Raw genomic sequence first — 26,059 nt, 5'->3', positions numbered from 1 at the left:
GGAACGAGGAATCTTCCCCCGTCGTGACGCCGGAGATCGCTGCCGAGGCGGCCGTCTGGATCGCACGGCTGCATGGTCCCGACCGTTCCAGTCGCATGGAGCGGGAGTGCCTCGCCTGGCAGGGCCGCTCCGCGGCGCACCGTCTGGCGTTCGAACGCTGTACGGAGACGTGGCAGGACGTGCCTCGCGTCACGCTCGGCGACGCGTTCGCTGCCATGGCGCGCGAAGGCGCCAGATCGGAGACTGCCGCGCGGCCTGCTCGAGCCCCGCGTTCGCGTCGTTCATTTGCGCTGGGCATCGTAGCTGTGCTGCTCATTGGAGGCGCATGCTTGCAGCTGTGGCGCACTTTTGGGGTCTACAGCACCGGGGTGGGCGAAGAACTCCTGGTCGTACTGGAGGACGGCACTCGCCTGTCGCTCAACACCGACTCGCGGGTGCGCGTGAGCATGGACTCGTCGCGCCGCGGCGTGGCTGTCGAGAGCGGTGAAGCGCTCTTCGAGGTCGCAAAGGATTCCCGACGGCCTTTCGTCGTGCGCGCCGCAGGCTCCGAGGTCGTGGCGCTCGGCACCGTCTTTTCGGTGCGGTTCGAACCCAGGCATCTCCGTGTCGGCGACACGGTGTCCGTCACCTTGGTCCAGGGACAAGTCACCGTCCGTTCCATCGCAACGCGCTCGTCCAAGGGGGCGATCTCACCCTGGTCGCTCACGATGAAGCCAGGGGATCGACTGCGGCACGTCGGTCCGGCCACTGGCGACTCCGACGCTCCTTCGACCGTGGAAGTGGATCGACCCCGGATCGAATCCGTCATGGCGTGGAAGCGCAACGAGGCGATGTTCGACGACGTCGCCCTTGCCGATGCGATCATCGAACTGAACCGCTACAACCGAACGCCGATCGTGTTGGTCGGCGACGCGTCGCTCGCGCGGCTTCGCGTGAGCGGCGTCTACCGCACGGGAGACACCGCGGGCTTCGCGCGCGATGTGGCGGCGCTTCACGGTCTGGTCGTACACGAACGCGAAGGACGTTTGGAACTGGCAAAGCCTCAGTAGAGGAAGTCCTGACGGAATCGTGCTCGACGTCCACGTCATCTTGTTGTCACCCAATCGACAACAAGCGAAAGGCGCGAGATGCCACTCAACGTCATCGGCAGACGGACCCGCGAAAGATGCCTTCGCAGCAGCGCGCTGCTCGCTCTTCTCCTCAGTCAAGGTATTGCGCTGGCGGCAGAGCCGTCGTCGGTCGCCCGCTACCAGATCGATCAGCCGGCACAGCCCGTGTCCGATTCGCTGCGCGCGATCGCCAGTCAGACGGGTGTCTCCGTCCTCTTCGCGCCAGGCGCGGTCAGCGGCCGGATGTCTCGCGCGGTCTCGGGCCAGTTGTCGGCTGCCGAGGCGATCTCGCGCGCGCTCGACGGGACCGGGCTGTCGGCCCAGATCATGAGCGACAAGTCGATCGTGGTGAAGCCCGTGGCGCCGGCGGGATCGATCACTCGGGCGCCGACGCCCGAGGTCCAGACGGCTGCGGTTCCGACTGCCTTGCACGAAGCGCACACGGAGCTTCGGCCCATTCTTCTTGCACAGTCTGCGTCAACCGCGAGCGAGGTAGGCCAGCTTCCTGCAGCGGCCGCGAGCGCGACCGCCACGGAGTTGAACCGCGTCGAGGTCACGGGTTCTCGCCTGAAGCGCATCGATGCCGACGGGCCCACGCCCGTCAACGTCTACACACGCGCAGACATCGACCAGAGCGGGCAGCCCACGCTCGAGAGGTTCCTGAGCAGCCTGAACGAAGCTTCGGTCAACGTCGGGGAAGGGGGAGTCGGCCAAACGCAAGGGCAGGGTGCCGTGCAACTGCGCGGCATGCCGCTCGGCTCCTCGCTCGTCCTCATCAACGGGCGCCGCGTACAGGCGGTGGGGTCATCGTCGGGGGACTTCTTCAACCTGAATCTGATCCCAATGGCGGCCGTCGAACGTGTGGAGATCGTGCCCGTGGGCTCCTCCGCCGTGTACGGCGGCGACGCGTTGGCCGGTGTCGTCAACGTGATCCTGAAGAAGTCCATCGACGGCTTCGCCTTCGATGCTCGCATCGCGTCAGCGAAAGGAACCAGCGACGGCGGCTTCTCACTCGCGACAGGTCGCCGGGACGAAGACGGGTCATTCCTGTTGCTCGGCTCGTTCAACAAGACCCGGCCGCTGACGATGGGCGAGCGCGACTTCTTCAAGGACGGCGACTACCGGCGATTCGGCGGCGTCGATGCACGAACCCGCGCCTGCGCGCCCGGTACCGTCAGCAGCACCACCGGTGCCAACCTTCCCGGTCTCACCTCATCGTTCGCGGCGATCCCGCAGGGCACCTCCGGCGCGCCGCTCACGATCTCGAGCTTCGCGGCGACGGCCGGCCAGGCGAGTCTGTGCAACCCGCTGGCCAGCGGCAACGGCATGGCGCTGGTCTACGGCACCGAAGACCTCGCGCTGCACGCCGCGGCGGAGCGGCACATCACCAGCGCATGGTCGATCTTCGGCGAGCTGAGCTTCGTCAATGACCGACTGCGCGCCGAGCAGGGCGGACTGCAACTCAGGAACGTGCTCGTGCCTGCCGCCAATCCCTACAACCCGTTCGGCGCCGACGTTCGCGTCACGGGCCGGCTCGGGCTGGAGAACGGCTCGGAAACGCTGGTTCGCAATACCAATTTCACGCGGATGCTTCTGGGAACGCGCGCCGAGCTCGGATCGGGCTGGGAGCTCGAAGCATCGGTGTCGAGCACGCGCGACGATGGTCAGCGACACATGAACAACAACGCCAATGTGGCCGCGCGTACCGCGGCGCTCGGCGCGTCGTCGCCAGCGGCAGCGCTCAACCCGTTCACCACCGGAGTCGCCGCGAGCCAGGACGTGATGCAGGCGATCTTTCCGGACTCGATCCGGGAGAACCACGGCCGCAAGGACCAGGCGAGCGTGTTCGTGCGCGGCTCGGCGTTCGAACTGCCCGCCGGCAAGGTCGATGTCATCGCCGGCGCAGAGACGTCTCGCGATCGGTACCAGACGGCCTCGCCTGGCGTCTTCGACATCCAAGGCAGCAGATCGGCGAGTGCCGTGTACGGAGAGATGCGCCTGCCGCTCTTGCGCGCCGATGCCTCGACAGGCCCCGCGTGGGACCTGGCGTCCGTCACGGTCGCGGGCCGTCGTGACAAGTACAGCGACTTCGGTAGCGCCAGCACCTACCAGGCCGGGGCCGAGTTGCGTCCCACCAGAACGCTCCTGCTGCGAGCCTCGACCGCGAGCTCGTTCAAGCCGCCGACGCTGCTGCAGACGAACGTCGACGATCAGAGTTTCACGACCGACCTGTACGGGCTGGTCGATCCGGCGCGCGGCGGTGCGCCGATCGTCAACGGAGAGGTGCTGCGCACCACGAACCACTCGCTCGGACCGGAGAAGGGACGCGCCTTTTCGCTCGGGGCCGTGTGGGAACCCGAATCGGCGTCGGGAACGCGTCTGGCCGTGACCGCATGGCGGGTAAAGATCAACGGGCTGATCTCGCTGCTCTGGCCGCAGGATGCGATCGATCACCCGGAGCTGTTTCCCGGCCTCGTCACGCGCGCGCCTTCGGTCGACGGCACGCCAGGAGAGGTCACGCGCGTCCTCTACGAGGAGGTCAATTTCGGCAGCGTCGAGACCGCCGGCGCCGACATGGAGATCGCGCATTCGTGGAAGGCGGCAGGCGGCAAGTGGACCCTGTCGGCAAGCGCCACGCGGACCACCAAGTACGACGTCGCGATCGCCCCGGGTGCGCCAGCCGAGCATCGCCTGGGCCGGCGCGCCGAGGACTACTGGGCGCCGAAGTGGAAGGGCCGGCTCTTCGCCGGGCTGGACGCAGGAGCCTGGAACGTCGGGGTCACGAGCCGCTACCTCGGTGCCTACAAGGACATGGCGCCGAGCGAACGGGACTTGGGCGGGTACTGGGTTCACGACTTGGCGGCCACGGTCAAACTGAAGCGGCTCGGGCTCAGCTTCGCTGGTGTGAAGGACGCGAGCCTGTCGCTGGCCGTCGTCAATGTCGCGAATCGCTTGCCCGAGTACGTCGGGACGTATCCGTACTACGACTTCACCCAGGCGGACTGGCGGGGCCGCTACGCGAGCCTGCGCTTCTCGATGACCTGGTAGCGCGACTCAACGCGTCTTTCGTTCGCTGCCCGGCGAGGTTTCTCGCGGGGGGCGTGCGCACCTTCAATTCAGTTGGCCGCGCTGGTCCGTGCCGGGGCGGCAGGGGTTTCCCGTGCTCACTTCTGCCTACCGAACTGCGGCGGCCAGCGGCTGTCTTGTCGACTTTCGACGCCTCGTCGTGCTTGTGGTTCTTGCGGCGTCGTGGACCTTCGCGGCGAGCGCGCCGGTCGGTCCGACAGTGAAGGAAGTGATCGAGTTCACCCGGATCATTCAACCGCTGGAGCACTCTGACGAAGAGCTTCGATCGCAGGTTTCCCCGGACGGCGAGCATGCCTTCATCGTCACGCGTAAGGCCGATGTCGCGACCGACAAGAACCGATTCGAACTCCTCTTGCTCGAGGTCGGCCGTCGGCTAGCGGCGGGGCAGGTCGGCGAGCCGATCCGGCTGTTCACGCTGGACGCGCGAGAGGACAACTACGACGGTGACCCGCCACTGCGGGAGGCACGCTGGATCGGCAACCGAACGATCGTGTTTCGGGCGCGAGTGCACGACGAGCCGTTCCAGGTGTACCGGCTCGACGTCCCGACTCGCCGACTCACGCAACTCACCTTCGAGCCGCTGGGACTGGTCAGCTTCGACATCACGAGCGATCTGACGCGCGTGGTCTATGTGGCTCCGGTGTCCAATCCACCCATGGCACCAGGCGCGCGGAGCGTGGTCGTCGGAACGAATTCGTTCTGGAGCATTCACGGTCCCAACGACTTTCGGACGCAGCTGCGGCGCTACCGCTACATGGTGACCGATGCGGGTTCGCGGTTGCCAGCGCGCCCGTTGGGCGAGCCATTTGGCGAGAGCAGTGGCGGCGGGGGCTCATCGAGCGTCAGCATCTCGCCGGACGGACAATGGGCGCTGCTGCCTCGATTCGATCCATCGCGTCAGGCTGATTGGGGGCGGTGGTACCCACGCATCGGCGAACTCACCGCGAAGTTCGGGCCGTCCGTCACCACGGATCCACTCGGGTACTACTCGCGCCCGCAAGCGTACGTGCCTCGGCAACTGGTCGCCTATCGACTTTCCGATGGTCGCGAGCAAACGGTCCTCGATGCGCCGGACGACTCGACCCAATCGAATCAGCGGCGCACCGACCGCCTATGGCAGGGCGGAGGAACATCGGTCGTCATCGCAGGAACCTATCTTCCGCGGGAGGTCAGCACCGCCGGTTCGGGCAGCGCCAGCCACATCGTCGAATACTGGCCGGAGTCGGGCAAGTGGAAAGCCATCGCCGAGCTGAAGCAGAGCCTGACGGAAACGCTTCCGATTGTCGGAAAGCCCGAGGCCTTCGTTGCAGTCGACGGCGAAGAGCGGCGTCGCTTCGAGAGGGACGCGACTGGGGACTGGATCGAGGTGAAGGAGGGTGGCTCGGGCAAGCGTAGGTCAGGCCCTGAAGGTGAGGACGCGAGCCGAGGCGTCTGGCGACTGCGCGTGGAGGAAGCTTTGAACCAGCCGCCGGACATCGTGGCTGTAGGGCCGGCTGGCGAGTCCATGCGCCTGACGCGGCTCAATCCGCAGTTCTCTGCAGCGACGTGGGGCACGATGCGGGCGTTCGGGTGGAAGGACGCCGGGGGACGACAGTGGGATGGTGGTCTGATGGTCCCGGCGAACTTCGATCCGTCGGTCAAGCACGCGCTCGTGATCCAGACCTACGGCTTCTCGCCGAATCGGTTCTATCGAGACGGCTCCAATACCTACGATGGTGTCACCAGCGGGTTTCCGGGGCGTGCTTTCCTCCGCGAAAACATTCTCGTGCTTGCTATGCCCACACGCGCAGCCACCGGCGAGCCAGAGGACCTCCCCGGGCGGACCAGTTCCTTCATCGACGGCGTGCGCGGCGCCATTGAGACGCTCGGGGCGCAGGGCTCCGTCGACCGGGACAAGATCGGCATCATCGGCTGGAGCGCGACCGGTGCTCAGGTCCTCAATCTGGTCACGTTCACCGATACACCGATTCAGGCGGCCAGCATGGTCGATGGTGACTCCAATACGCTCTTCTCGATGACGATCACGTACGCCGTACTGGATGGCATCCAACTGAAGAAGGAGCGGTTGAACGAAGGCGGACCATTCGGCGACTCATTGAGCCGCTGGATCCGCAACGACCCGTCGCTGCACACCGACTGCATCGAGGCGGCGCTGCGATTCGAGGCCTACGGCGCGCATGTTCATAACAACTGGGACATCTATGCACTGCTGCGACGGCAATACAGGCCTGTCGAGATGATCGTGTTTCCCCAGGGGGAGCACGCGCTTTCCCGACCGAGCGAACGGATGATCTCGCTGCAAGGAAACGTCGATTGGTACAGGTTCTGGCTGCAGGGCGCGCGGCGGTCGGAACCCCTTCTGCCGTTGGAGACGACGGGGACGTTGAAGGAGCAGTACGTTCGCTGGGATCAGATGGCGGACATGAAAGCCGCCGCGAAGGGCAAGCCGGGTTGCGTGCGCGAGGCGCGGGGGGAGTAGCGCGCAGAGTGGCTTACAGCCAGGCTTGCCGCTGCTCACGGTCAGCGCGTGCCGAGCTGCCCTCGCCAGAGCTCGGCGTATTCGCCGTTACTTGCCAGCAGCGTCGCATGGTCACCGCGCTCGGCGACCTTCCCGCCGCCGAGGACTACGATCTCGTCGGCATCCTGGATGGTGGACAACCGATGTGCCACGGTGACCGTCGTGACCCCTTCGCAAGCCGCCCGCAGGTTTCTCAGGATCTGCGTCTCGGTCACGCTGTCCAGCATCGATGTCGCCTCGTCGAAGACGTAGATCCTCGGAGCCTTCAGGACCGCTCGCGCGATGGCGATGCGCTGGCGTTCTCCGCCCGAGAGTTTGAGTCCGCGTTCGCCGACGACCGTTTCGTAGCCAGCGGGCAGCGAGCAGATGAACTCGTGCACCCGGGCGAGTCGCGCGGCACGTTCGATCTCCCACCGAGCCGCGTCGGTTTTTCCGATGGCGATGTTGAAGGCCACCGTCTGGTTGAAGAGCATGGTGTCCTGCGGCACGACTGCAATCAGTTTGCGCAGGTCGCGTGCGGGGAACGTGTCGATCGCCCTTCCTCCCAGCACGATGGTGCCGGTCTGCGGCTCCTCCAGTCGCAGCAGGAGCCGGATGAGGGAGGTCTTTCCGGAACCACTCGCGCCGACGATGGCGACCCGGCGACCCGGCGCGATGTCCAGACTCAGTCCGTTCAACACCGCGTTCCCATCGGCGTACGCGAAGCAGACGTCGCGCAAGCTGAGACTCGGTGCACCGCATCGATCGACGCCGGTCGGGTTGCTCGCGGTGTTTGCGGTGTTTGCGGCGTTGACGTCGGTGGCGCAAGCGACCGGCAAGCCTTTACCGTCCTCAGGGGTGTCGCCGACCTGCTTCAACACGTCGATCACCGGACGAATGAACTCCACCGCCTGCGAGAGGTCGCGCGCCGCGGTGCCCAGCATCTCGAGGGGGCGTGTAACCTGAAGCATGTAGACGTTCGCGAGGACGAAGCCTCCCGCCGTCAGCGTTCCGTTCAGGACCGCGTGAATCGCGACCGCGAGCAGAGCGGTCATCGATAGCGCGAAGACCGCGGCCACGGTCAGCCCTACGCGCAGTCGCTCTCGCTGGAACGTGCTCCACCGCCGCTCCAACAGCCGGTTGGCACTCTCGAAACGAACGCGCGTGGTCTTCTCTGCGCCGAAGCATTTGATGGTCTCGACGTTGAGCAGGTCGTCCATCAGCATGCCGTTCATGGCGATGCTCGCTTCGGAGATACCGCGCGCGCTGTTCCTGATCTCGACCCCCCGAAAGCGCAGAAACGCCAAGTAGGAAAGGGCGGTCGCGCCGAAGCAAGTGACCAGCAATGGTTGCCCGAGAGAGGACAGCACGAGCGTCACGGTGACGATCTCGGCGAGGACGGGCACCACGCTGTTGACGAGGTTGAAGATGACGATCTGGTAGCCGAGGATGGCTTGCTGAAGGCCCTGGACCAGTGCACCGCTCTGCCGGTCGCGATGGAACGCCAGCGGCAAGTGCAGCAGATGGGCGAAGAACCGCCGTCGCAGTCGACTGTAGAGGCGTTGCTCTGCGGCGGCGACGAGCGACGGGCGGAGCTCGGTGAGCAGCCGACCGCTGCACAGCGCGAGGAGGTAGGCGGCCGCGAGCGCAAAGGTCGGGTCCGACGACGATTGACCGTGGGGTGCGGGTTGGCCGACTGCGTCGATCATGCCCTTGAGGGCGAGCGGCGCGAGACCCGCGAGCAGACCTCCCGCCACCACGAGCAGGGCGGTCGCTCCCAGCCGCCACGCCACCGGCCGGTCGATGTCGGCGCGAAGCAGGCGGAGCGCGGCGGCGAGGTCGACGAACGAAGACATGCGGCCCGTCCTTCGGATCGCTGATCGCTAGCGCGGCCAGCGCGCGAGCCACAGCTCGACGCCGAGGAAGGCATGGATGTGGCCGGGGGAGCCGGGGAGCGACGTCGGCTTCCCGGATAGGACTGTCTCGATGGCGGCGCGGTCCAGCAGTCCGCGGCGAACGAGCTCACCGTCCATCAGGACGCCGCGTGCGAACTCGAGATTCGAAGCCAGGACATCCTTCAGATGCTCTTCCATGCCGCCCTTCGATCGGCGCGCCGCGATTCGGGCCGGCAGCTCCGATGCAAAGGCGCGTCGCGCGAGTGCGCGTCCACGGCCGCCCTGGGTCAGCAGGTAGGTGGGCAATCCGAGACAGAGCTCGACAAGCGGCTGCGAGAGCAATGGGTGGACCAACTCGGGAGCCGCGGTTTGCTCGAAGGGATCGTAGTGCCCGAGCGGGTGCATCAGCGACGCGGTCTGCATGTACTTGCCGACCGGCGTACGCGGGTCAAGCAGGTGTGGATGCACGAAGCGCTCCCGCCGCAGCGGCATCTTCAGGATTTCGTCGCCGAAGAACACCGTCGTCTGGCCCGAGGATTCGTGCGTGGCGACCCGCGGCCACACGCGCTCCGCAGCGGCGAGCGCCAAAGTCCGCCAGATCGAGACCCCGCCGAGTCGGGCCGCATCCAGGGCAGCGGCCGGGAAGCCTCGGTCCGCGCCCCTCAGTTGCAGGTAGTCGGCTGCGGGCCACCAGCGCCGAAACTCGAAGAAGAGCGGGTCGCCGCCGGCGCCGGTGAAGAGCGCGGCAGCGGCGTGCGCCGAGGCCAACCGGGCATCGGTCGTCGCGTTCATCCAGCCGATGTAGTTGATCGGAGCAGGCATGCGTGCTGCGCCTGAAACACGTTCGATCCGGAAGTCGCGGTTGCGTTCGCGCTCGATCAGGTCGCGCACGACCCGTCCCGCGGCCAACCGCGCGTACTCGCGTTCATCGCTGTTGGAGCCGGCCGAGTGATAGTTGACGCAGAGGACGTCCGCCGCCGTTGCGCCCGGGGCCAGGCAACTCAGCAGGATGGACGAGTCGACGCCACCTGAGAGCCGGAAGAGAATGGCTTGGTAGCACGCCGCCCAACTGCGAGTACAGGCGCGCACGGTCTCGCGCAACAGGGGTTCGGCCTCGGCGAAGGTGTATGCGGTCGGAGACCGCGCGATGTCGACGGCGCTCCAGTAAAACGTCGACGCGTCGCTTCGCAGATCGAGTGCCTCCCCGGCGAGGATCTGAGAGAGTCCGTCGAGGGCGGTCTCTCGGCCTCCGAGCGCGCCGAGTTGGATGAACGCTGCCACAGCGTCCCAGTTCGGACGCGGGGCGTCGACGTCGGGCAACATCTCCAAGACATCCTCGAGCCAAGAGAAGACGATGCTGACACCTTCATGGAGGACGCGAAAGCAAGGCAGCGTCCCGCTCGGGTCCCTGAGCACGCAGGTCGAACCGTCTTGGGTTTCGAGGAAGGCCACGTAGCGTCCCCAGAAATCCCGTACGAGCGCGCGGCCGTTGCTTTGCACGATCTGTTCGCCCTCGGCCCGGGTGAGCGTGACGTCGGTGGTGGTTGGCGTGCGCAAGTCGCGGCGCCGAAAGAGCTTGCCCAGCACGACACCCCGTTCGCCTGGCAACGCATAGCCACCATTGATGCCCGGCCGCGTTCCTGTGGTGTAGACCTGCAAGCCGGAGCGGACCAGGGCGGCGTTCCAGCCCGAACGAATTTCCAGAGCCAGGGCGAGCTGCCAGGCCCTGATCGAGGTTGCCGGCCGGCTGTCGTCCCAAGCGAGGCCGACGTAGCGGAACATGGGTCGCGCGCTCGGCTACACGACCAGGATCGGACGGAACTGTCGAACCGTCCCGTGCTGATCATTGAGGACGGTCGATCCCATCTGGACCCACGAGTGCGCACCGAAGGGGCGGGTCTTCACGCCGACGACCCAGCGCGGGAACACGCCTTCCGAGGCCAGGAAGCCGACGAGCGCCAACGAATCGCGCAGACAGTTTTCGTGCGCAGTGAGGACAAAGGGCCGCAGCCGCTCGTAGGCCGCGGTTCCAGCCCTCGCCGAATCGAGCGCGCTCAAGTCCGGGTCGGACCGCTGCAATCGGTCCCGGCGTTCCTGCACTGACGTGGCGATCGCTTGCAGCGAACGGCAGCGCATCCACCAAGTCGTCACCAAAGCGCTCCGAAAGAATCGGGCTAGGCGACGCGCCCCGATGTCGACATTCGGGGACTCGTCCTCGGCGTCAAGTGACGCGGTGACCTCCCCGACCGTGGCATGTGGCGGCCGCTTCGACGACGTGTGCGTCAGCAGGCCACGAGCCAGCAGGCTCGCCACCAGCTGGTCGGCCATGGTGGACGTGGCGGAGTCGCAAATCGGGCCGAGGTCACGCGGCCAACCATCCACACGATCGACCAGCGCGCCGGACTGCGGGCTGCCGACGCCCAAGTATTGACTGTTGCGCAAGTCGAGCAGAATGACCTGCCCGTCGCTCGCGCACGCGCGAACGTGCGGCGCAAGCCTCAGCCGCTGATCCGGGGTCACGATTCGCAAGGATGTCTCCTGTAACGACGGCTGCGTGTATGCGGTCATGGAAGGTGCTGGCAAGGGATCGCAGCTCTCACTCATTTCCCGGACTGCGTGGTACCAAGGTGGATGCCTTGGCGAGTGAGCCGCGCGTGACGGCAATCGGGTTCGACACGCCACGATGGATGCGCGCTCTGCTCGCTGCATCGTGGCGAAGGGCCACGGCATCTCGCGACGCCCGAGGACGCGCGCTGCCTTCGGCGGCGCGCGCCCTTACTGCTCAGGCGTCAGGCGTACTGACCCGGGATCGAGGGGTTTTCCTCGTGGAGGTTCGGCTTGGGCACACCCATCGTGACCTCTTTCGCATCGCCCAGTTCGACGACCTGCAGTTCCGTTTCGGTTTGAGATGTTTCGTTCATGACCAGCTCCATCAGTTGAGGTTTGTGACCACCCTCGGCCGGGTCGGCCTCGGGCAATCGCAAGTTAGTCCTCTCCATCTGTGCGGTCCACGGTATCGAGTGGACGCCGGCAGGCGTTCGGTCCCGATCGTTCACGATGAACCATCCGCGGCGCGGCGTCGGCGCCGGTTGGACACGCTGCGACAAACGACAACGACGCCTTGGTCGTTCGGTGTGACGAAGGCGCATGGCTCAGATCGCTCGCGGCGTGCGACCGAACGTTCGTCGCGTCATTGCCAACTTGGGGATGAGGGAGCAGCGGCCGAGTTCGTCAAGCGGTGATGCGCACTGCCATTCCCACCGAGACCGATCGGATCATTGAAGCGACCGAATGGAGTCTGTGCTGGCAGGCCGCGGTGGGGAGGGAGTTCTTCACCTATGCGCACTCTCCGGCCTCGCTGGCCGAGCGCATCAAGAGACGCCTGATCGGAGCCCATGAGCGCGAAGGGCGGGTGCTCATCGACTACGTCCTGCTTCCGACCGAGATCCACGCCGTCGCGCGGATTTCCCCCGACGAGTCCGTTGGAGGAATCGCACGCGCGTTCGGGAACGTGCTGTCCCGATGGGTACGAGAGGAGCAGCCGGTTCGAAGTCCGGTACTGGCCGGCCCCTATCGGGCTCAGCCTTTGCACTCCGTCGAGGCCTTGCGCAACGAGCTTCGGATGCTCGCTTGGCGCCCGGTGATGCTCGGCCTGTGCTCGACGCCGACCCACTATCCTCATGGCGCGCTGCGCATCGCATCGGGGTTGTCGACGGGGAGGGGATTCAACGCTCGGCCCATGCTGGATCAATTTGGGAGGACGGTTCCCGAAGCGCGAGTGGCTCTGCGTCGCTGGATGAAGCACCGTCCATCCGAGCAGGAATGGCGCGCGTGGGAACTCACTCGAGGCTTGGAACTGGCAACAGGGACCGTGGGCCCGCGTCCAACGATGGCGAAGGCAGTGGACGGCCCGGCAGCGATGTTGATTGCTGCCGGAGGAACCTATGGAATCGACGGCGCGCTGGCACTGCTCGCGACTTGGAGTTCCGCGAAGATCCATGCCGCGAGCCCGCCAAACCTGCATCTGGAGTCAAGTGCCTTGGCGGCGCGAGGGCGAGCTTTGGTTGCTTGCTTCGCTGTCAACCATCGCCTTTGCTCGGCAGCTTCGGTGGCGCGATACTTCCACCGCGCGAAGGCCACTCTCAGTGAGCAGATGAGCGCTTGCCGGGCACGACCCTCCGATCAAATCATCCTGGGCACCCCGTTGCGCAGGATTCTGGAGGAAGCCGCATCGCTTCAGGTGGCGGGCGTGCGATGCGTAGCCCGGTCGAAGTCGCGCGATGTGAACGCACAAGGTTGAGACGGCGAACTGTCGCTGCGCGACAGACTGAGCTGGGCCTTCATCCGATTGCATGTGACCGACCCTGGCGTGTCGGCAGTGAGTGCGGGGAGTGGCGTGTCCAGCGCCCGTTGGTGACCGGATGGTCGCGCAGCGGCCCAGTCGAGGTCCGCCCCCGCCAGACCGTCGCTCTATCGTCGACTCGCACGGTGGCAAAGGGTTGGCCCTCAAGTGTGAGAACGAAGCTTCTGACTGTGTCGTGAAAGACACCGCGGCGGCCGAACGTGTTACGAATCCACGAGGTCTGCAAAGTCAACAGCGCAATCGACATGACGCGCTTCGGCAGCCGATGAAAGAAGCCACCGGGGTCGAAACCCCAGTGGCCTGAATGCTGGCGATCCGCCATTCAGGACCGAAAGTCCGAGTGGCGGATCGACCTCTGAAGCTGTCAATCAAGCAGCTTCCGCGAGCCCTTTCCACTCCTGCGCTGGCAATTCGATCAGCCGGCCGCCCAGCGCCTCGAACTCCGTGGCGCGGTCGTAGTCATCGACCTCCTGCGAGTAGTGGGTCACAGCGTTCACCAGCCCGTAGCCCGACAGGTCGCCCTCATTGATCAGGTGCCGCAGGACGCCGGCGCGCTCGGTGTCGTTCAAGGTGTAGCGGTTGGCCAGCACCTCGATCGTCTTCACCGGATCGCCGAACAGCGGAATGTGAAGCGTCTTCTGCAGTTTGTGCGCTGCCTGCAGGAACGTCGCTTCCGACACCGCCGATTCGACCACGTCACGCACCTTCAGGAAGAAGGCCCTGTCGTCTGCCACCAGGGTGTCGTCCTTGAACACCGTGAGGGCTTGGTCGTCGCTGCCGATGCTGCGTCCAACGTGGGTCTTGCGCAGCGAGCGGTCCGCTGCGATCAGGCCGTTGCGGCACACGAGCCGGAACAACAGCGGTTGCACCGACAGCGTGCCCTGACCGACCTCTGAGTTGCTCACCACGACGCCGGCTTGCACGACGTCACCGGGGGCCATTTCGTACTTGAGCAACGGCGTCACCACCTTCAGGTACATGCGTGTTTCGGTCAGCTCGACCGATTCGAAGCGCACCTGCGGCAAACGCTGCAGGATGGGCAGTACGCTTTCGGCCAGGTCGAAGTTGTCGAGCCGGCGGTAGCGGTCGGACAGCACCGCCCGGACGTTCCCGTCCAGCGTGCGGATCATGCGTCGGTCGTCGTCGCTTTGCAGCCAAGTGTTGACGTTGCGGTCCAGCAGAACCGGCTGTTCGCTGCGCATGCGCTCGAAGTATGCATACGGAATCTTCAGCTTGTCGGCGAGTTGGCGACGCGCCAGCGGCGTGACGCCGTAGCGTGCCGGGCCACCGCTTTCTTCGATGACCAACCGCGTGTCGCCGGTGTCGTCCGTATCGTGCCGCAGCAAAGACGACGACACCACAAGATCCTTCTTCGAAGCCAATTGGCGCTCCAGTTCCTGCGCCAAGCTTACGAGAGATCGTCCGCTCTTCATATCGAACTCCATTCCATAAGGGAAGTCGAGGACGGCGTGACCCACTCGCGAGGACAGCGCATCCCCGCAAGGGCTGATGACGGATCGGCCAAAGCTGATCCAAGATGACGCGATGTACATCGCGCGGAAGCTCCACGGCTGTCTTTGTTGCGCCGCGAAGCGCAACCTGGTCTGACAGCTACCAGTGGGAGAACCTTGTCACCGGCACCGGAGCGTTGGTGCGCGAAGTGCCGCTGAAAAGGCGGGTGCGATCCGACGATCGCACCACCCAGAAACCTATGCCGCACGCCGTGTGCTTTCCACCCGCGCACGCCACACGTCGGCCCAGTCCATGCCGGGCTGTCTCGGTATGAACACCTGCACCTGTCGCGGACCGCTTCGGTGCTCTTCCTTCTTTAGCCGACGTGCCAGCGCGAACGCGAAGGCCTGGCCATCGAAGTCGGCATCGGCGTCGTTGTCCGCGTAGACGCAGATCGTCCGCACCGATTCGGGCAGCCACAGCTTCTCCAGGTTGCCGGCATTGAGCCCCGCCCACACCGGCTTGCCGGTGGCCAGATGCACGGCCAGCGCCGTCTCGATGCCCTCGGCGACGGCCAACTCCTCGGTTGGCTCAAAGAGCCGAACCGCGGCGCCGTTGATCCCCGACGACAACACCTTCCTGGCCTCGCGTACCGCCGCCTTCTGCCCGTCCTTGAGATAGGTTCGGTGCAGCGTCACGGCGTGGCCGTCCGGGCCCTGGATGCAAGCCAGTATGGCGGCGTACTCGGCCACCTTGCGTGACTTGCCTGAGGTGTCCCTTTCATAGAAGCCGAGGGCAGGATGCATTCGCAAGGCCCTCGGATACGCAGCCAAACTCAGCCCGCGACCGCTGAGGTAGCGATCGACCTCATCACCTGCGACGACCGGCTTGCCTTCGTCCCAGATCCGCTTGGCGAGCTTTTTCATGCGCTCGGCCGAGGGCTCGGCGGACACCATCCGAGGCGGAGGCCGCACGGCGCCGACACAGCGTTCGACTTCCTGCAACGCAGTGTTGAAGTCGATTCCCCTGACGGCCTGCAGCAGTTTGAAGCCGCCGCCTGGGCCGCAGTGGCGGCAGTGGTAGTTGCCTTCGCCGAACTTGTCGGTGTACTGGAAACGATCGGTGCCACCACACAGTGGGCAGGGCAGATTGCGCCGATTCAGGATGCACTCGTCCACGCCCAAGCCGGCGAGGATCTCGCTCCAGCGGCCATGAGCCCGCTGCTTGACCGCCTCAATGCGGGCGGCGTACTCACGATCCTGCATGGCTGCCTCCCACGTAGGCCAGCGTCGCGCGCCCATCCTCATCCACCAGTTCGATGGAGTGGCCGGGCGCCGAGCCCACACCGACGGTCAGCTGGAAGGTTTTGCCGTGCAGCAAGGGATAGTTGCCCAGCCGCAGGTCTTGCACCAGCGAGTCCAGCGTCTGCACCGGATCGACCGATCGCAGGCGGCGGATGACGTCGGCCAGCGCGTCACGGTCAGCGTCCAAATCGGAATCCAGGAACTGATCGTGTTCGTCCGTGAACGATGACAACTGCCGCACCGGCGCTCCGGAGCACTCGCCTGCGGGGATGTACAGATCGCCGTCGTGGCAAACGCCCGCGTCGGTGACCTCCGCAACGTCGTCGCCCACACGGATCCGAACGGCTTCACACAGGATCACGTTGGGCCAGACCCAGCGTCCTTCCAGCACGGTGCGTACTTGCTCTGACACGGCCTCGACCTGAACCGACTCCTCTTCCAGGAAGTGGACGTGACGCTGCGCCCAGTGGTCGGCGAGCAGGCCGCTCCAGTCGAAGACCAGATAGCCCTTGGCATGTGCCAGCATCCAGCGTGCGGCGTTGTCATCGTTCACCCAGTCCAGGGTCACTAGCGTGACCGCGCCGCCTTCGATGGCCCCGCGCGACGGCGCAGTGGTCACCGGCTGGACGTACTCGCGTTGACCGCTGTCGCCCTGGATGGGGTAGCCCACGATGGCGTCGAACATCGCCGCAGGCAGGACGTCGAGGTCGTTCAACAGCTCCAGCTGTCCCCAGGCACGCATCGCCGCGTAGTAGGTTTCGACAAAGCGTTCGGGCGAGAGCTTTGTCTTTGCGACTTCCAGCGTCTCGCGCCAACAGGCTTTGAGTTCGGCATCGATGCGCTTGCGCTGCACGTCCTCGTCGATCAGCTTGTCGCGATCCGGCAGGCGCGCCATGAATTGGCGCGAGTCCAGATGCACGACGTTGACCCGATCACTGGAGCACCAGGTCGGCTTCAGAACGCAGAAGCCCTGCAGGAACACCATCGTGTCGTGCGTGTGTTGGCCGTCGCGTGTGCCGGTCAGATGCACCAGTCCGATGGGGCTGGGCGCCATGACCAAATGCGACTGCGCAAAACGCTGCGCCAGCGGCTGGTCACTGAACAGTACCTCGACGGGGAAGCCCTGGCACAAGGCTTCGATCCGGGAGCCGAGGTCGGGCAGGTCCACGCCGTGCAGTTCGATCCGTGTGCCGGCCACTGCGGCGGCCGAGGTGGTCTGCTCCACTTCGATCGTGGCTTTTCCCAGCGCGGCCGCGGTGTCGATGTCGACCCTTTGGCGGCCGGATGCGATGATGCAGCGCGTGGCGGCGTACAGGCACTTCGAGAAGCCCACCCCGAAGGGGCGCTCCTCGGCGCTGGTGGCTGCGTCCCAGCCCGACTCGTGGAAGCTCAGCAGCTTCTGGAAGTCGTCGAGGCCGCAGCCATCGTCGTGCACCTGCAGCACCTGCGCTGCGGCGTCGTGGTGGATCTCAATGCGCATCGCGCCGGCACGGCGGGCGTTCTGCAACAGCTCGGAGACGAGCGTGAAACGGTCGGTGAAGGCGTAGCGTTGGGTGCGCAAGGCGCCTTCCTCACTGACTCGAACCTGTATCTGCATGATGTGCTCCATGAGTGCAGGCGGAACGCAGCCCCTGCGGGACCGCCCCGCCAGGGGAAGAGTTCGGTCAATCGAGGCGGTGGACCGGTGGGGTGAACAACTGGCCAGCGGCTTGGGCCACCATCAGGCTGTGCTCGAGGAACTCCCAGAGCAGCAGGTGCTGGGTACTCAGGACTCGGCTCATCGCATCGAGTCGCTCGACCTTCAGGCCCATCGGATGCCAGTGCACCCGGTAGACCAGCCAGTCGGCGCCCGAGATCACGAAGGTGCGGCCGGCCCGGCCGGTGAGGATTTCGCTTTCCTTTACGAGGAACTCGATGTCTTCCGGCGCCTGGACGGTCAGCAGGCGAGGGCGCGCGCGGCCAGGGTGTGCATGGGTTTGCATGAAGGCCACCTCAGAACACGTGTGACGCACAGGGCACGTCGCCTTCCGGCGCGGCTGCGTCGGCGCTGTCGGTCCGTGGATCGAAAACCAGGTTGTTCGTCTGCTCTTCCGGGTCATTGACTGCGTGCGGCTTGGCCGTCGGGCAATCGGCAAGTGCCGCTGCCTGCTGGGCTTCCTCCAACATCGCCGCGTCGTCGTAGTCCATGCGTCCCGCGATGCCATACGCGATCAAGATCGCCAGCAGGCACAGAACGTTCTTCAGAGTGGACATGAGGTACTCCTTGAAATGGGCGGGCCAGCGCATCAAGACGCAAGCCCGAAGGGGTTGATGGGGTCAGACAAACAGGTCGCCTTCCGTGGACATCCGTTTGAGCTGCTCGTTGATCCACTGCGGGTTCTTGGCAAGACGCGCCTCGATCCACGCGGGGTTGATCGCAATCGCCTCGCGCACCCAGTCGGGATAGCGTTGAAGCGTCTGGCCAAGCCATGCCTTCACGCTGTTGCGGATGTGGTCACGCAGTTCTTCCGCATCGACCAGCCCGCAGTAAGCGATCGGCGACATCGGGCTGCAACCGACCACACGCAGGCAGCTCACGAACGAGAAGGGACGTCCATCTTTCTCGCGCTCGGTGAAGACCCAGCGCAACGTGTCGAATTTCTCTTCCAGCGGCGTGTCAGGGTCCGCCAGATGACTGACTTCCTGCAGCAAGCGCCAGTGCAGGAAGACGACGTCTTCTTCGCTCCATTCGACAGGCGATGCGTCGTCGTCGAGCTGAGGGTCAACTGCCGCGTCGTCAGGTGCTGTGGTCGATGGCCGGCGCGATAGCACCGCGAGCGGCGTGAATGTGGGTTCTGCAAATCCTGCGGACACAGGATCAGTTGCTCTGAGCGATGCATTGGGGTTGAGCATCGTGGCCTCCATAAGGGAACGGAGGCGACACGCATCTCGGCTGAGGGCGTATGCCCCCCGGGGATGACGAAATGCCGGTGAATACCGGCGCGATGGGATGTGACTCCAAGGCTGGCTTGGGGCGGCGGGACGAACCGCCGGGATCGGTGTGCCAGCTACCGATCGGAGAAAGCTTTCGACGGGAGGGCAGGGAGGCAACGCATCGCCCCCACCTTGAAAACTCGCTTCGACGGCGTCACAAGACAGGCACCGTTACAGGTGCCGCCACAGGCGCGTCAGCATCGAGACGAGGCCGGCCGATGGTGCGCGCAACAGCAATGAATCTCCAAGACTTGCCTTGTTTGAATGCAGGGCCAGCTGCTGCATGGCGCAAAGGTAGCGAGATGCCGGCGAGTGGTCAATGCGCAAACGGCACCAGTCACGCCCCGATGCCGAAACGCCGCCGAACTGGCGGCCATTCCGCGTGGCGATTGCGAAGCGGGGTTAAGAAGATCGAGCCCGGCCTTCAACGCGCGGAGCTCGGACATGTCGGACATCGAGATCGTCAAGATGGACCAGGGTGGCGTCAACGCTCGCATTCTTGCCAAGGAGACCAAGGCGGACTTCCGCCGTGTTGAGGCGGCGAGCCTGAAGATGCCAACGCGCTTCACAAGCGCCGAGGGCAAACGCTTCTTCGTGCGGATGTTCAACACCCAACAACTCAATGCGCACTTCATCTCGGTGATCGCGCGCACGCGGCTGGATGCCGATGACATCGCGCAGGTCGAGGTCGCGATTCGCAGACAGATGGAAACCGTGACCGAGAACCTCAACAAGGCTATCGACGGTGCCGAAGCGCTGTTCAAGGCGCACGGCATCACCAGCGCGGCGACCTACGACACCGTGCCGCTGGACGTGGAGGTCGGCGTGTTGTCGTCGAGCGGTCGGCGCTTCCTGGAAGTGCTGGGCAAACTGGATCAGTTGATGCCGCTGCTGCAAACCCTGGAGATCCACGAGATCATCTCCGCGCAGCAGGTGGACGCACAGCGTGCGGGGCTCAAGCGCCAGGTGCGCGACGTGGCCAACGGCACGCGCAACTTCGCGCTGGGGCTGCGGCGACGGATGAATGCGATGGGTGCTCGCGACGATGCAGAGGCTGCGACGGGCGACGCCGTGCCGGAACGGGCGGCGCCGAGCGACGCAGTGATCGATGAGTCCACGGGTGACGTCGCAAAAGAGGTGGCGCGCGTCACAGTCGTGCAGAGCGACACGGCCAACGTCGGTGAATAGACGCGCGTGGCCGCGGTGTGGGTCGGCACGGCTGCACTTGCCATCCACAAGGGCCGCAGGATCAGGGTGCTTGCGTGGTGTTCGAATGCCGATGGTCTTGAGTCGGCCGATGGGTCTGTATAAGGTGTCAACGAGTCGCCGTGAGTGGCGAGCCGTGCGCTCCGAGCGCGCTACCGTTGCTTCCGCAGCGGCGTCGCAGTCGTTACCTGCCTTGCGCTGAACGGTCCCGGTGCCATCGCGTCTTGCGATGCACGTGCGGATCGCGTTGCTTCGTCGCCTCGTGATTTTGGATTGGCCCCGTCATCGCGCGGACCGCTGCCTCCATCCGCTCATCCCAACACCGCGTGCCCGGAACGCCGGCGGTGTGCTTCGGTGCTTCGCGTTCCTGGCGGTCCGCGCACTTCTGACCTATGCGGCCGCGAAAGAGCAGGTCATGTCTTCCTTCGGCACAAGCCGCGACGAGGCCAGATCATGCCCAAGACAATTTCCATCCCCGCCACCACGATGGTGGCACCCCTCCCATCCCGCCCCGCCCCGGCGTTGCCAGAAACGGGCTTTCTGCGTCAGCCGCAGGTACTGGCTTTCGTGCCGATCTCCAAGTCCACGCTGTGGCGGCGCATCCAGGCGCGAACTTTTCCTGAGCCGTTGAAGCTGTCGGCGCGGATCACCGTTTGGAAGGCCGAGGACATCCGGCGCTGGATCGCGCAGCAAGCGATCGGATCCTGAAGGCAAGTCCACGCGAATAGCGATTGATCGGGATGCATCAAGCAGCGTTTGGCTCAGGCATGCATCGGTTCAAGATGTCGGCGCCACGCATGTGCGGGGCAATCGCTGCCCCCGCACGTGCTGGCGCAACCAACAAACAAGATTTCCTCATGAACAAAGCCGAACTGATCGAACACCTTGCCGCAAAGCAATCCCTGCCCAAGGCTGCATCGGGCAGCATCGTCGAGACCTTGCTCATGCCATCGTCTCGACTGTGAAGAAGGGTGGCTCGGTCGTCATTCCTGGCTTCGGCTCGTTCCAGCAGCAGCGGGTGCCGCACGCAACGGCGTGAATCCAGCCACGGGCGCAAAATCAAGATCGCCGCGGCGAAGTTGCCGAAGTTTTCGCCAAGTGTCGGATTCAAGGCGGCCGTGGATCCGAAGGCTGCGGCGCGTAAAGCTGCCAAGGCCGCGGCCACTGAGCGAGATGCCAAGCCCGTAACGAAGGCAAAAAAGCAGACCTCAACTTGCTTCGGGACTGAATCAGCGGCGTCGCGTTGTCTGCAGGTTCATCGCAATATCGATGGCGAGATTCATCCCACGTCACTCAACCGCCACAACGACGCCGGAAGGTCTATATGCCCAAGGCCAAAGGTACCCACCTCACATCCGCCGATTTGTTCAAGCAAAGCGACCCTTCGGCGCCGAGCCGAGGTACCGAAGCGCCAGAAAGTCCAAGAGGTTGTCGCGCGCGTCAAAGAGGCCATCGCGCAGTACGGACTGAGGCGGCAGGGTCTGGGTCTTGCCGGCAACGCGCCCACCAAGACCATCGTTGTCTGCGATACCCAACGAGGCTGATGCCGAAACCCCGTGCCATTACCGGCGATTGTCCCTGGCGGTCCGATGCTCGGCGATCGAGCATCGAGTCATCGCAGGGTCACCGGATCGAAGTTGGGAGAGCACGCCATGCCAAGCGACCAAGAACCACGCAATGGGGCAACTGCGCAGTCCATCGAAATGCTGAAGGCGGTCATCGACGGCGATACTTATGAAATGGCCGGGGCCAGATTCGGCGTGACACGCACGGCCGTAGAGCGGCGCATCAAAGCCATTGCGGTACGTTTGAGCAAGGTGGTAGGCATCGACGGCCTGAGGGAGGAGGGCACCGCGTTTGTGTATCGCCTGCGCCAGCACCGGGGCGCCATCATGATGGCCCTGGCCCACTTCGAACCTCCCGCGCCCTTCGGACCGCGGCAAGCCCGCGTCGTCTCGAATGAGGAGATTGTTCAGGCCGTGCAGCGGATCAAGGGCCGCAGCAGCCGTCCCTTGCATGACCAGTCCCTCTTCTGCATGCTATTTGCAACTGGCGCCCGGCCCTTGGAGATCGCCCGGCTTGAGGTGCGGGACTACCTGAGTTCGGATGGCAGCGTCCTTCGGGTGTCGGAGATACGTGCCGATGTCGCGATCACCTGTAAGCCGCGACCCCTGTACTTCACGAGCACCAAGCTCGACGACGTGCTATCGCCCTACATGAAGGAGCGTGTCGAGCAAGGGCTCGGCATCGGCGTCGAGGGTGCCTACCGCGGCCTGGATCCTCGCAGCCGCCTGTTCCTTTCGCCCACGGGTATGGGCTTCATGATCAGGCCCTATGGCGACCGAGGACAGCGGCGCTACTTGTGTCGCCCGATCCTGGAGACCTATCGCAAGCTGTTCCGGTATGCCGAACTGCGCGACGTGACGCCGCTGTCGGCGCGGCACACGGTGGCCTCTCGGCTCTACGATCGCGGTGCCGACGAGGGACAAGTCGGTCTGCTGCTGGGCATCGGCGAGCGCAGTGCGGTGCGAGATCTGTTCCCCCGCCGCAGGCCGACGATTCAGGAACTGACGAGCGAGCTGATTTGACCGGCCTGGTCGATCAGGAGGCAACGATCGTGGACACGCAACGCCTTTCCGTCAAGGGCCGCGTGCTGCGCATGGACGATCCGCAGGTGCAAGACTCGCTCGCCCAGGTTCATGGCACTCCCGAGCGGCCGCGCTGCCAGTGCGTGCCTGGTGGTGTCGAGATGTATGTCGCGCGTCACCGGCAGTTCGTGGTCAAGCGTATGCCCGATACCGGCAGCCGGCACCACCCGGGGTGCCCGTCGTACGAACCTGAGCCCAGGCAGTCTGGGCTGGGCGAACTGGTTGGTGAAGCAGTGCAGGAAACGGAATCAGGCAGCGTCGAGCTGCGCGTGGATTTCCCGTGGACGCGGACGATCGGGGGCGGAATGCCGCGTGGTGAACCGAAGGCCCCGGCCGAGGTTGGTGTGCCCCGGCGCCGGATGAGCTTGCGGGCGCTGATGCACTTTCTCTTTGAGCGCGCCGGCTTCAATCGCTGGAGCCCGGCGATGGAGGGCAAGCGCAATCAGGGGGTGTTGCACAAGTACTTGCTCGAAGCGGCCGAAGATGTGTCAGTCAAGGGCGTGGTGCTGGCCGATCGCCTGTACGTGCCCGAGCCCTTCAGCGAGGCAACCAAGGTCGATTCGGCGCGGCGCCGCCGCGAGAAGTTGGCAGTGTTGCAGCCGCGCGATGGTCGGAGTCCGCTGGCTGTCGTGCTCGGTGAATTCAAGACCAGCGAAGCGACCGCGCTAGGGCGCAGGATCTGGATCAGGCACATGCCCGATGCACCGTTGCTAGTCGCCAGCAAGACCTGGGAACGAATTGAGCGGCTATTCGCACCGCTGTTCGAGGCACGGGATGCCGACACTGGGTACAAGGTAAGGCTGATGATAGCCGCGTTGATCCGGGGGCGTCGCGAACACACCTACGAGATCGACGCAGCCAGCCTGATGTTGACCAGCGAGCATTGGATTCCGGTCGAGGGCATCCACGAGTTGCCGCTGGTGCACGCACTCGTCGAGCAACGGCGACGCTTCGCGAAGCCGCTGCGCTACGACGCGAAGAGCGCGGCGGGGTTCCCGAATGCCCTGCTGCTGGATGCGGGGGCGACCCCTAAACCTCTGCATGTGATCAGCGCCTTCATGGCGCCACGAGAATGGGCGATGAAGGAAGGCGCAATTGCCCAAGTCGAGAGCGGGGTATGGGTATGGGCGACCAACCGCCCAATGCCGTCACTGCCGCAGGCCGAGGCGCGTTGACGGCGTACGGGCCGCCGGTGGTCGAGTCGTGTCAATGCGTCTGTTCGATCGCCGGTGCGGAATCACGTTGGCTGCACCGCGTGAGAGGCACGGCGGCCTTGAAGTAGTGCCGGGCAAACCAGATGACAATGGTGATCACGCCATGTCACCGCAGCCCTTCTCGTCGACGCAAATCCCATCATGTTGAATTGTGGTGCAGCGGCGTTGCACGGAGAATCCAGATAGCCCAAATCCGACGCCGACAGGGCGGTTGTGCCTTGCGGCGTCGGCCGCAGCGGAAACGCGTGCCAGTTCCCGTATGCGATCGGTACCCCGAACGCAACGCCCCAGTTTCGTCGCGTGTCTCCTCTCGGCGGTATCGATCGAGAGGCACGCGGGGCGTCCGCCTTGGAATCTAGTGGACGATAAGGTCGTTCAGATCGGGCCCCCTGGTCATGCGCCAGTAGTCGACCAGGCGCCACGGCGAGTTCGCGAACCCGCGCCCGTTCCGGTTGCGGTACCAAGTGCTCATGCCTGGATGCGACCAGACCATACGGCCGTGCGCTTCGTGTTGCGGCAGTTGTGATATCGGCCACCGTGCGATGGCAATGCGTTGGCGCTCGACCGCAGCGTCGATAGCGAAGAGTACAGGGCTACCCGTTTGACAAACGGCCGTTTGTTAGGCTTAGAATTCGTGCATGCTCTCGAAGGAACCGCGTATGACAACTTTCGCCCCCGCCGCCAGCGGGCGCCGCCGCAGCATCCGCGGTGAAACCGCCATCGTCGGCGCCGGCCGATCGGATGTCGGTCGGGTCCCCGGCAAGAGTGTGATGGCGCTGGCCTCCCAGGCGGCCAAGGCCGCGCTGGCGGATGCCGGCATCGAGCGCTCGCAGATCGACGGCGTGCTGTCCAGCGTCGCCTTCGCGGCCCCATTTCACCGTTTCAGCGTGGCCTTCAGCGAGTACTTCGGCATCGTGCCCACGTTCTCGAACACGCTGCAGGTTTCCGGCGCCACCGCGGCGACCATGTTCAACATCGCCGCCGCGGCGATCGCGGGTGGCCTGGCCGAAAACATCCTGATCATCGGCGCCGACAGTCTGCTCACCGGGCTGTCGCCAGACCTCGCCCTGCGCTCGATGACCGAAAGTCGCGACCAGCAGTACGAGATGCCGTTCGGCATTCCCGTGGCCAACACGTTCGCGATGACGGCACACCGCCACATGAAGGATTTCGGCACCACCGCCGAGCAGTTCGCGAAGGTGGCGGTGATCCATCGCGAGCACGCGCGACGCACGCCGGGTGCGCAGATGACCGAGCCGATCACGGTGGACGACGTGCTCAACTCGGGGTGGGTCACAACCCCGTACCACAAGCTCGATTGTTCGCTGATCTCGGACGGGGCCGTCGCGTTCGTCGTTTCGTCGGCAGATCGGGCCAAAACGGCGTTCAAGGCCAAACCGATCTACATCCTCGGAGCCGGCGAGTGCTATACGCACGAGCACATCTTCCTGATGCCCTCGCTGACGACGACGGGTGCCGTTCAATCGTCTGCCAAGGCCTATGCGATGGCCGGTTGCGCCGCGAAGGACATCGATGTCGCGGGTGTCTACGATTGTTTCACCGGAACGGTCATCATGATGTTGGAGGATCTCGGTTTCTGCCCCAAAGGCGAGGGCGGCCGGTTCGTCGACGACCGCCAGATCACGTACGGCGGGGCGATTCCCTGCAACACGCACGGCGGCCTGTTGTCCTTCGCCCATCCTGGTATGCCGGGATCCTTGCTTCATTTCCTCGAGGTCGTCGAGCAACTGCGCGGTATTTGTGGAGAGCGTCAGGTGGCCGGCGCCGAGCTGGGGCTGGTGCACAGCCTCGGCGCGGGCTTCGCGACCCAAGCGACAACGATTCTCGGTACGGAGGCCACGCTATGAGGCGCATCGATCCCAAGGAAGCACACGTCAAGCCGCTGCCCACGCCCGACGCGGATTCGCAGGCCTATTGGCAGGGGCTCAAGGACGGCAAGCTGCTGCTCCAGCACTGCAGCGATTGTGGCAATGTGCAGTTCTACCAGCAGGCCATGTGCCGGACCTGTGGCGGCGAGAACCTCGGGCATCGGGCCGCCAGCGGCCGCGGCACCGTCCATTCGTTCAGCGTCGTGCATCGCGCCCCGGGGCCTGCGTTCAAGCAGGATACGCCTTACGCCGTGCTGCTGGTGCAACTCGACGAGGGCCCGCGAATGATCAGCTCCTTGGTCGATGGTGACCTAGCGGCCATTGAGTTCGACATGGTGGTCGAGCTCGCGTGCGAGCCGGCGAGTGATCACGTCGTTCTGCCCCGTTTTCGACCCGTATAGGCAGACCGCGCGGACTCGACT

Annotated in this window: 20 protein-coding genes; 10 read left to right on the top strand and 10 right to left on the bottom strand. The window is 65.0% G+C overall.

All coding sequences use genetic code 11. The features are described 5' to 3' along the window. Nucleotides 1-23 precede the first annotated feature (23 nt). From ACWH49_RS01495 to ACWH49_RS01485, 3 genes are all read left to right on the top strand, one after another. Nucleotides 24-1,049, top strand: coding sequence for a FecR family protein (locus tag ACWH49_RS01495; protein ID WP_448169845.1), 1,026 nt, complete (start codon nt 24-26; stop codon nt 1,047-1,049). Between the two features lie 78 nt (nt 1,050-1,127). Then, the gene (locus tag ACWH49_RS01490; protein ID WP_448169844.1) at nt 1,128-4,157 is read left to right on the top strand and encodes a TonB-dependent receptor domain-containing protein; all 3,030 of its coding nucleotides are present in this window, start codon (nt 1,128-1,130) and stop codon (nt 4,155-4,157) included. 112 nt (nt 4,158-4,269) lie between these two features. After that, complete coding sequence (locus ACWH49_RS01485; protein WP_448169843.1) at nt 4,270-6,675, top strand: hypothetical protein; 2,406 nt, start codon at nt 4,270-4,272, stop codon at nt 6,673-6,675. 41 nt (nt 6,676-6,716) lie between these two features. On the opposite strand, the gene ACWH49_RS01480 is transcribed toward ACWH49_RS01485, so the two are convergent. The 4 genes from ACWH49_RS01480 to ACWH49_RS01465 all read right to left on the bottom strand — a co-directional run bounded on the left by ACWH49_RS01480 (nt 6,717) and on the right by ACWH49_RS01465 (nt 11,572). Continuing rightward, a complete protein-coding gene (locus ACWH49_RS01480; protein ID WP_448169842.1) occupies nt 6,717-8,549 on the bottom strand; it encodes an ATP-binding cassette domain-containing protein in 1,833 nt (610 codons plus the stop codon). Between the two features lie 27 nt (nt 8,550-8,576). Then, nucleotides 8,577-10,370, bottom strand: coding sequence for an asparagine synthase-related protein (locus ACWH49_RS01475; protein ID WP_448169841.1), 1,794 nt, complete (start codon nt 10,368-10,370; stop codon nt 8,577-8,579). A 15-nt stretch (nt 10,371-10,385) separates the two neighbouring features. Continuing rightward, complete coding sequence (locus tag ACWH49_RS01470; protein WP_448174285.1) at nt 10,386-11,108, bottom strand: lasso peptide biosynthesis B2 protein; 723 nt, start codon at nt 11,106-11,108, stop codon at nt 10,386-10,388. A 269-nt stretch (nt 11,109-11,377) separates the two neighbouring features. Beyond that, complete coding sequence (locus ACWH49_RS01465) at nt 11,378-11,572, bottom strand: rubrivinodin family lasso peptide (protein WP_448169840.1); 195 nt, start codon at nt 11,570-11,572, stop codon at nt 11,378-11,380. A gap of 257 nt (nt 11,573-11,829) precedes the next feature. Here ACWH49_RS01465 and ACWH49_RS01460 point away from each other — a divergent pair, with 257 nt between their 5' ends. Continuing rightward, nucleotides 11,830-12,888: a hypothetical protein gene (locus ACWH49_RS01460; protein ID WP_448169839.1), complete on the top strand. Its 1,059-nt coding sequence runs from the start codon at nt 11,830-11,832 to the stop codon at nt 12,886-12,888. A 431-nt stretch (nt 12,889-13,319) separates the two neighbouring features. Here the strand turns inward: ACWH49_RS01460 and ACWH49_RS01455 are convergent, their stop codons facing one another. The 6 genes from ACWH49_RS01455 to ACWH49_RS01430 all read right to left on the bottom strand — a co-directional run bounded on the left by ACWH49_RS01455 (nt 13,320) and on the right by ACWH49_RS01430 (nt 18,599). Next, on the bottom strand, nt 13,320-14,357 hold the full coding sequence (locus tag ACWH49_RS01455) for a DUF932 domain-containing protein (protein ID WP_448169838.1): 1,038 nt from the start codon (nt 14,355-14,357) through the stop codon (nt 13,320-13,322). 303 nt (nt 14,358-14,660) lie between these two features. Beyond that, nucleotides 14,661-15,668 (bottom strand): DUF7146 domain-containing protein, encoded by a 1,008-nt coding sequence (locus ACWH49_RS01450; protein WP_448169837.1) that lies wholly within the window; start codon nt 15,666-15,668, stop codon nt 14,661-14,663. After that, nucleotides 15,655-17,316, bottom strand: coding sequence for an ATP-binding protein (locus tag ACWH49_RS01445; RefSeq protein ID WP_448169836.1), 1,662 nt, complete (start codon nt 17,314-17,316; stop codon nt 15,655-15,657). Before ACWH49_RS01445 ends, ACWH49_RS01450 begins: the two co-directional genes overlap by 14 nt. Nucleotides 17,317-17,371: 55 nt before the next feature. Then, complete coding sequence (locus ACWH49_RS01440; RefSeq protein ID WP_448169835.1) at nt 17,372-17,689, bottom strand: hypothetical protein; 318 nt, start codon at nt 17,687-17,689, stop codon at nt 17,372-17,374. A gap of 10 nt (nt 17,690-17,699) precedes the next feature. After that, nucleotides 17,700-17,960, bottom strand: coding sequence for a hypothetical protein (locus ACWH49_RS01435; protein WP_448169834.1), 261 nt, complete (start codon nt 17,958-17,960; stop codon nt 17,700-17,702). A 63-nt stretch (nt 17,961-18,023) separates the two neighbouring features. Then, on the bottom strand, nt 18,024-18,599 hold the full coding sequence (locus ACWH49_RS01430; protein ID WP_448169833.1) for a hypothetical protein: 576 nt from the start codon (nt 18,597-18,599) through the stop codon (nt 18,024-18,026). A gap of 525 nt (nt 18,600-19,124) precedes the next feature. On the opposite strand from ACWH49_RS01430, the gene ACWH49_RS01425 reads away from it, so the two are divergent. From ACWH49_RS01425 to ACWH49_RS01400, 6 genes are all read left to right on the top strand, one after another. Beyond that, nucleotides 19,125-19,868: a DUF1845 domain-containing protein gene (locus tag ACWH49_RS01425; RefSeq protein ID WP_448169832.1), complete on the top strand. Its 744-nt coding sequence runs from the start codon at nt 19,125-19,127 to the stop codon at nt 19,866-19,868. Between the two features lie 471 nt (nt 19,869-20,339). After that, nucleotides 20,340-20,594 (top strand): helix-turn-helix transcriptional regulator, encoded by a 255-nt coding sequence (locus ACWH49_RS01420; protein WP_448169831.1) that lies wholly within the window; start codon nt 20,340-20,342, stop codon nt 20,592-20,594. A 944-nt stretch (nt 20,595-21,538) separates the two neighbouring features. Continuing rightward, nucleotides 21,539-22,474 carry a tyrosine-type recombinase/integrase gene (locus tag ACWH49_RS01415; RefSeq protein ID WP_448169830.1) on the top strand — a complete coding sequence of 312 codons (936 nt, stop codon included), beginning with the start codon at nt 21,539-21,541 and terminating at the stop codon, nt 22,472-22,474. Then, the gene (locus tag ACWH49_RS01410; protein WP_448169829.1) at nt 22,471-23,709 is read left to right on the top strand and encodes a DUF1173 family protein; all 1,239 of its coding nucleotides are present in this window, start codon (nt 22,471-22,473) and stop codon (nt 23,707-23,709) included. The genes ACWH49_RS01415 and ACWH49_RS01410 overlap by 4 nt, the downstream gene beginning before the upstream one ends. A gap of 698 nt (nt 23,710-24,407) precedes the next feature. Next, complete coding sequence (locus ACWH49_RS01405) at nt 24,408-25,616, top strand: thiolase C-terminal domain-containing protein (RefSeq protein ID WP_448169828.1); 1,209 nt, start codon at nt 24,408-24,410, stop codon at nt 25,614-25,616. Then, nucleotides 25,613-26,038 carry a Zn-ribbon domain-containing OB-fold protein gene (locus ACWH49_RS01400; protein ID WP_448169827.1) on the top strand — a complete coding sequence of 142 codons (426 nt, stop codon included), beginning with the start codon at nt 25,613-25,615 and terminating at the stop codon, nt 26,036-26,038. The genes ACWH49_RS01405 and ACWH49_RS01400 overlap by 4 nt, the downstream gene beginning before the upstream one ends. The last annotated feature ends 21 nt before the right edge of the window (nt 26,039-26,059 follow it).

Source organism: Rhizobacter fulvus (assembly GCF_964020785.1).
This window is presented reverse-complemented; position numbering and strand designations above follow the sequence as displayed.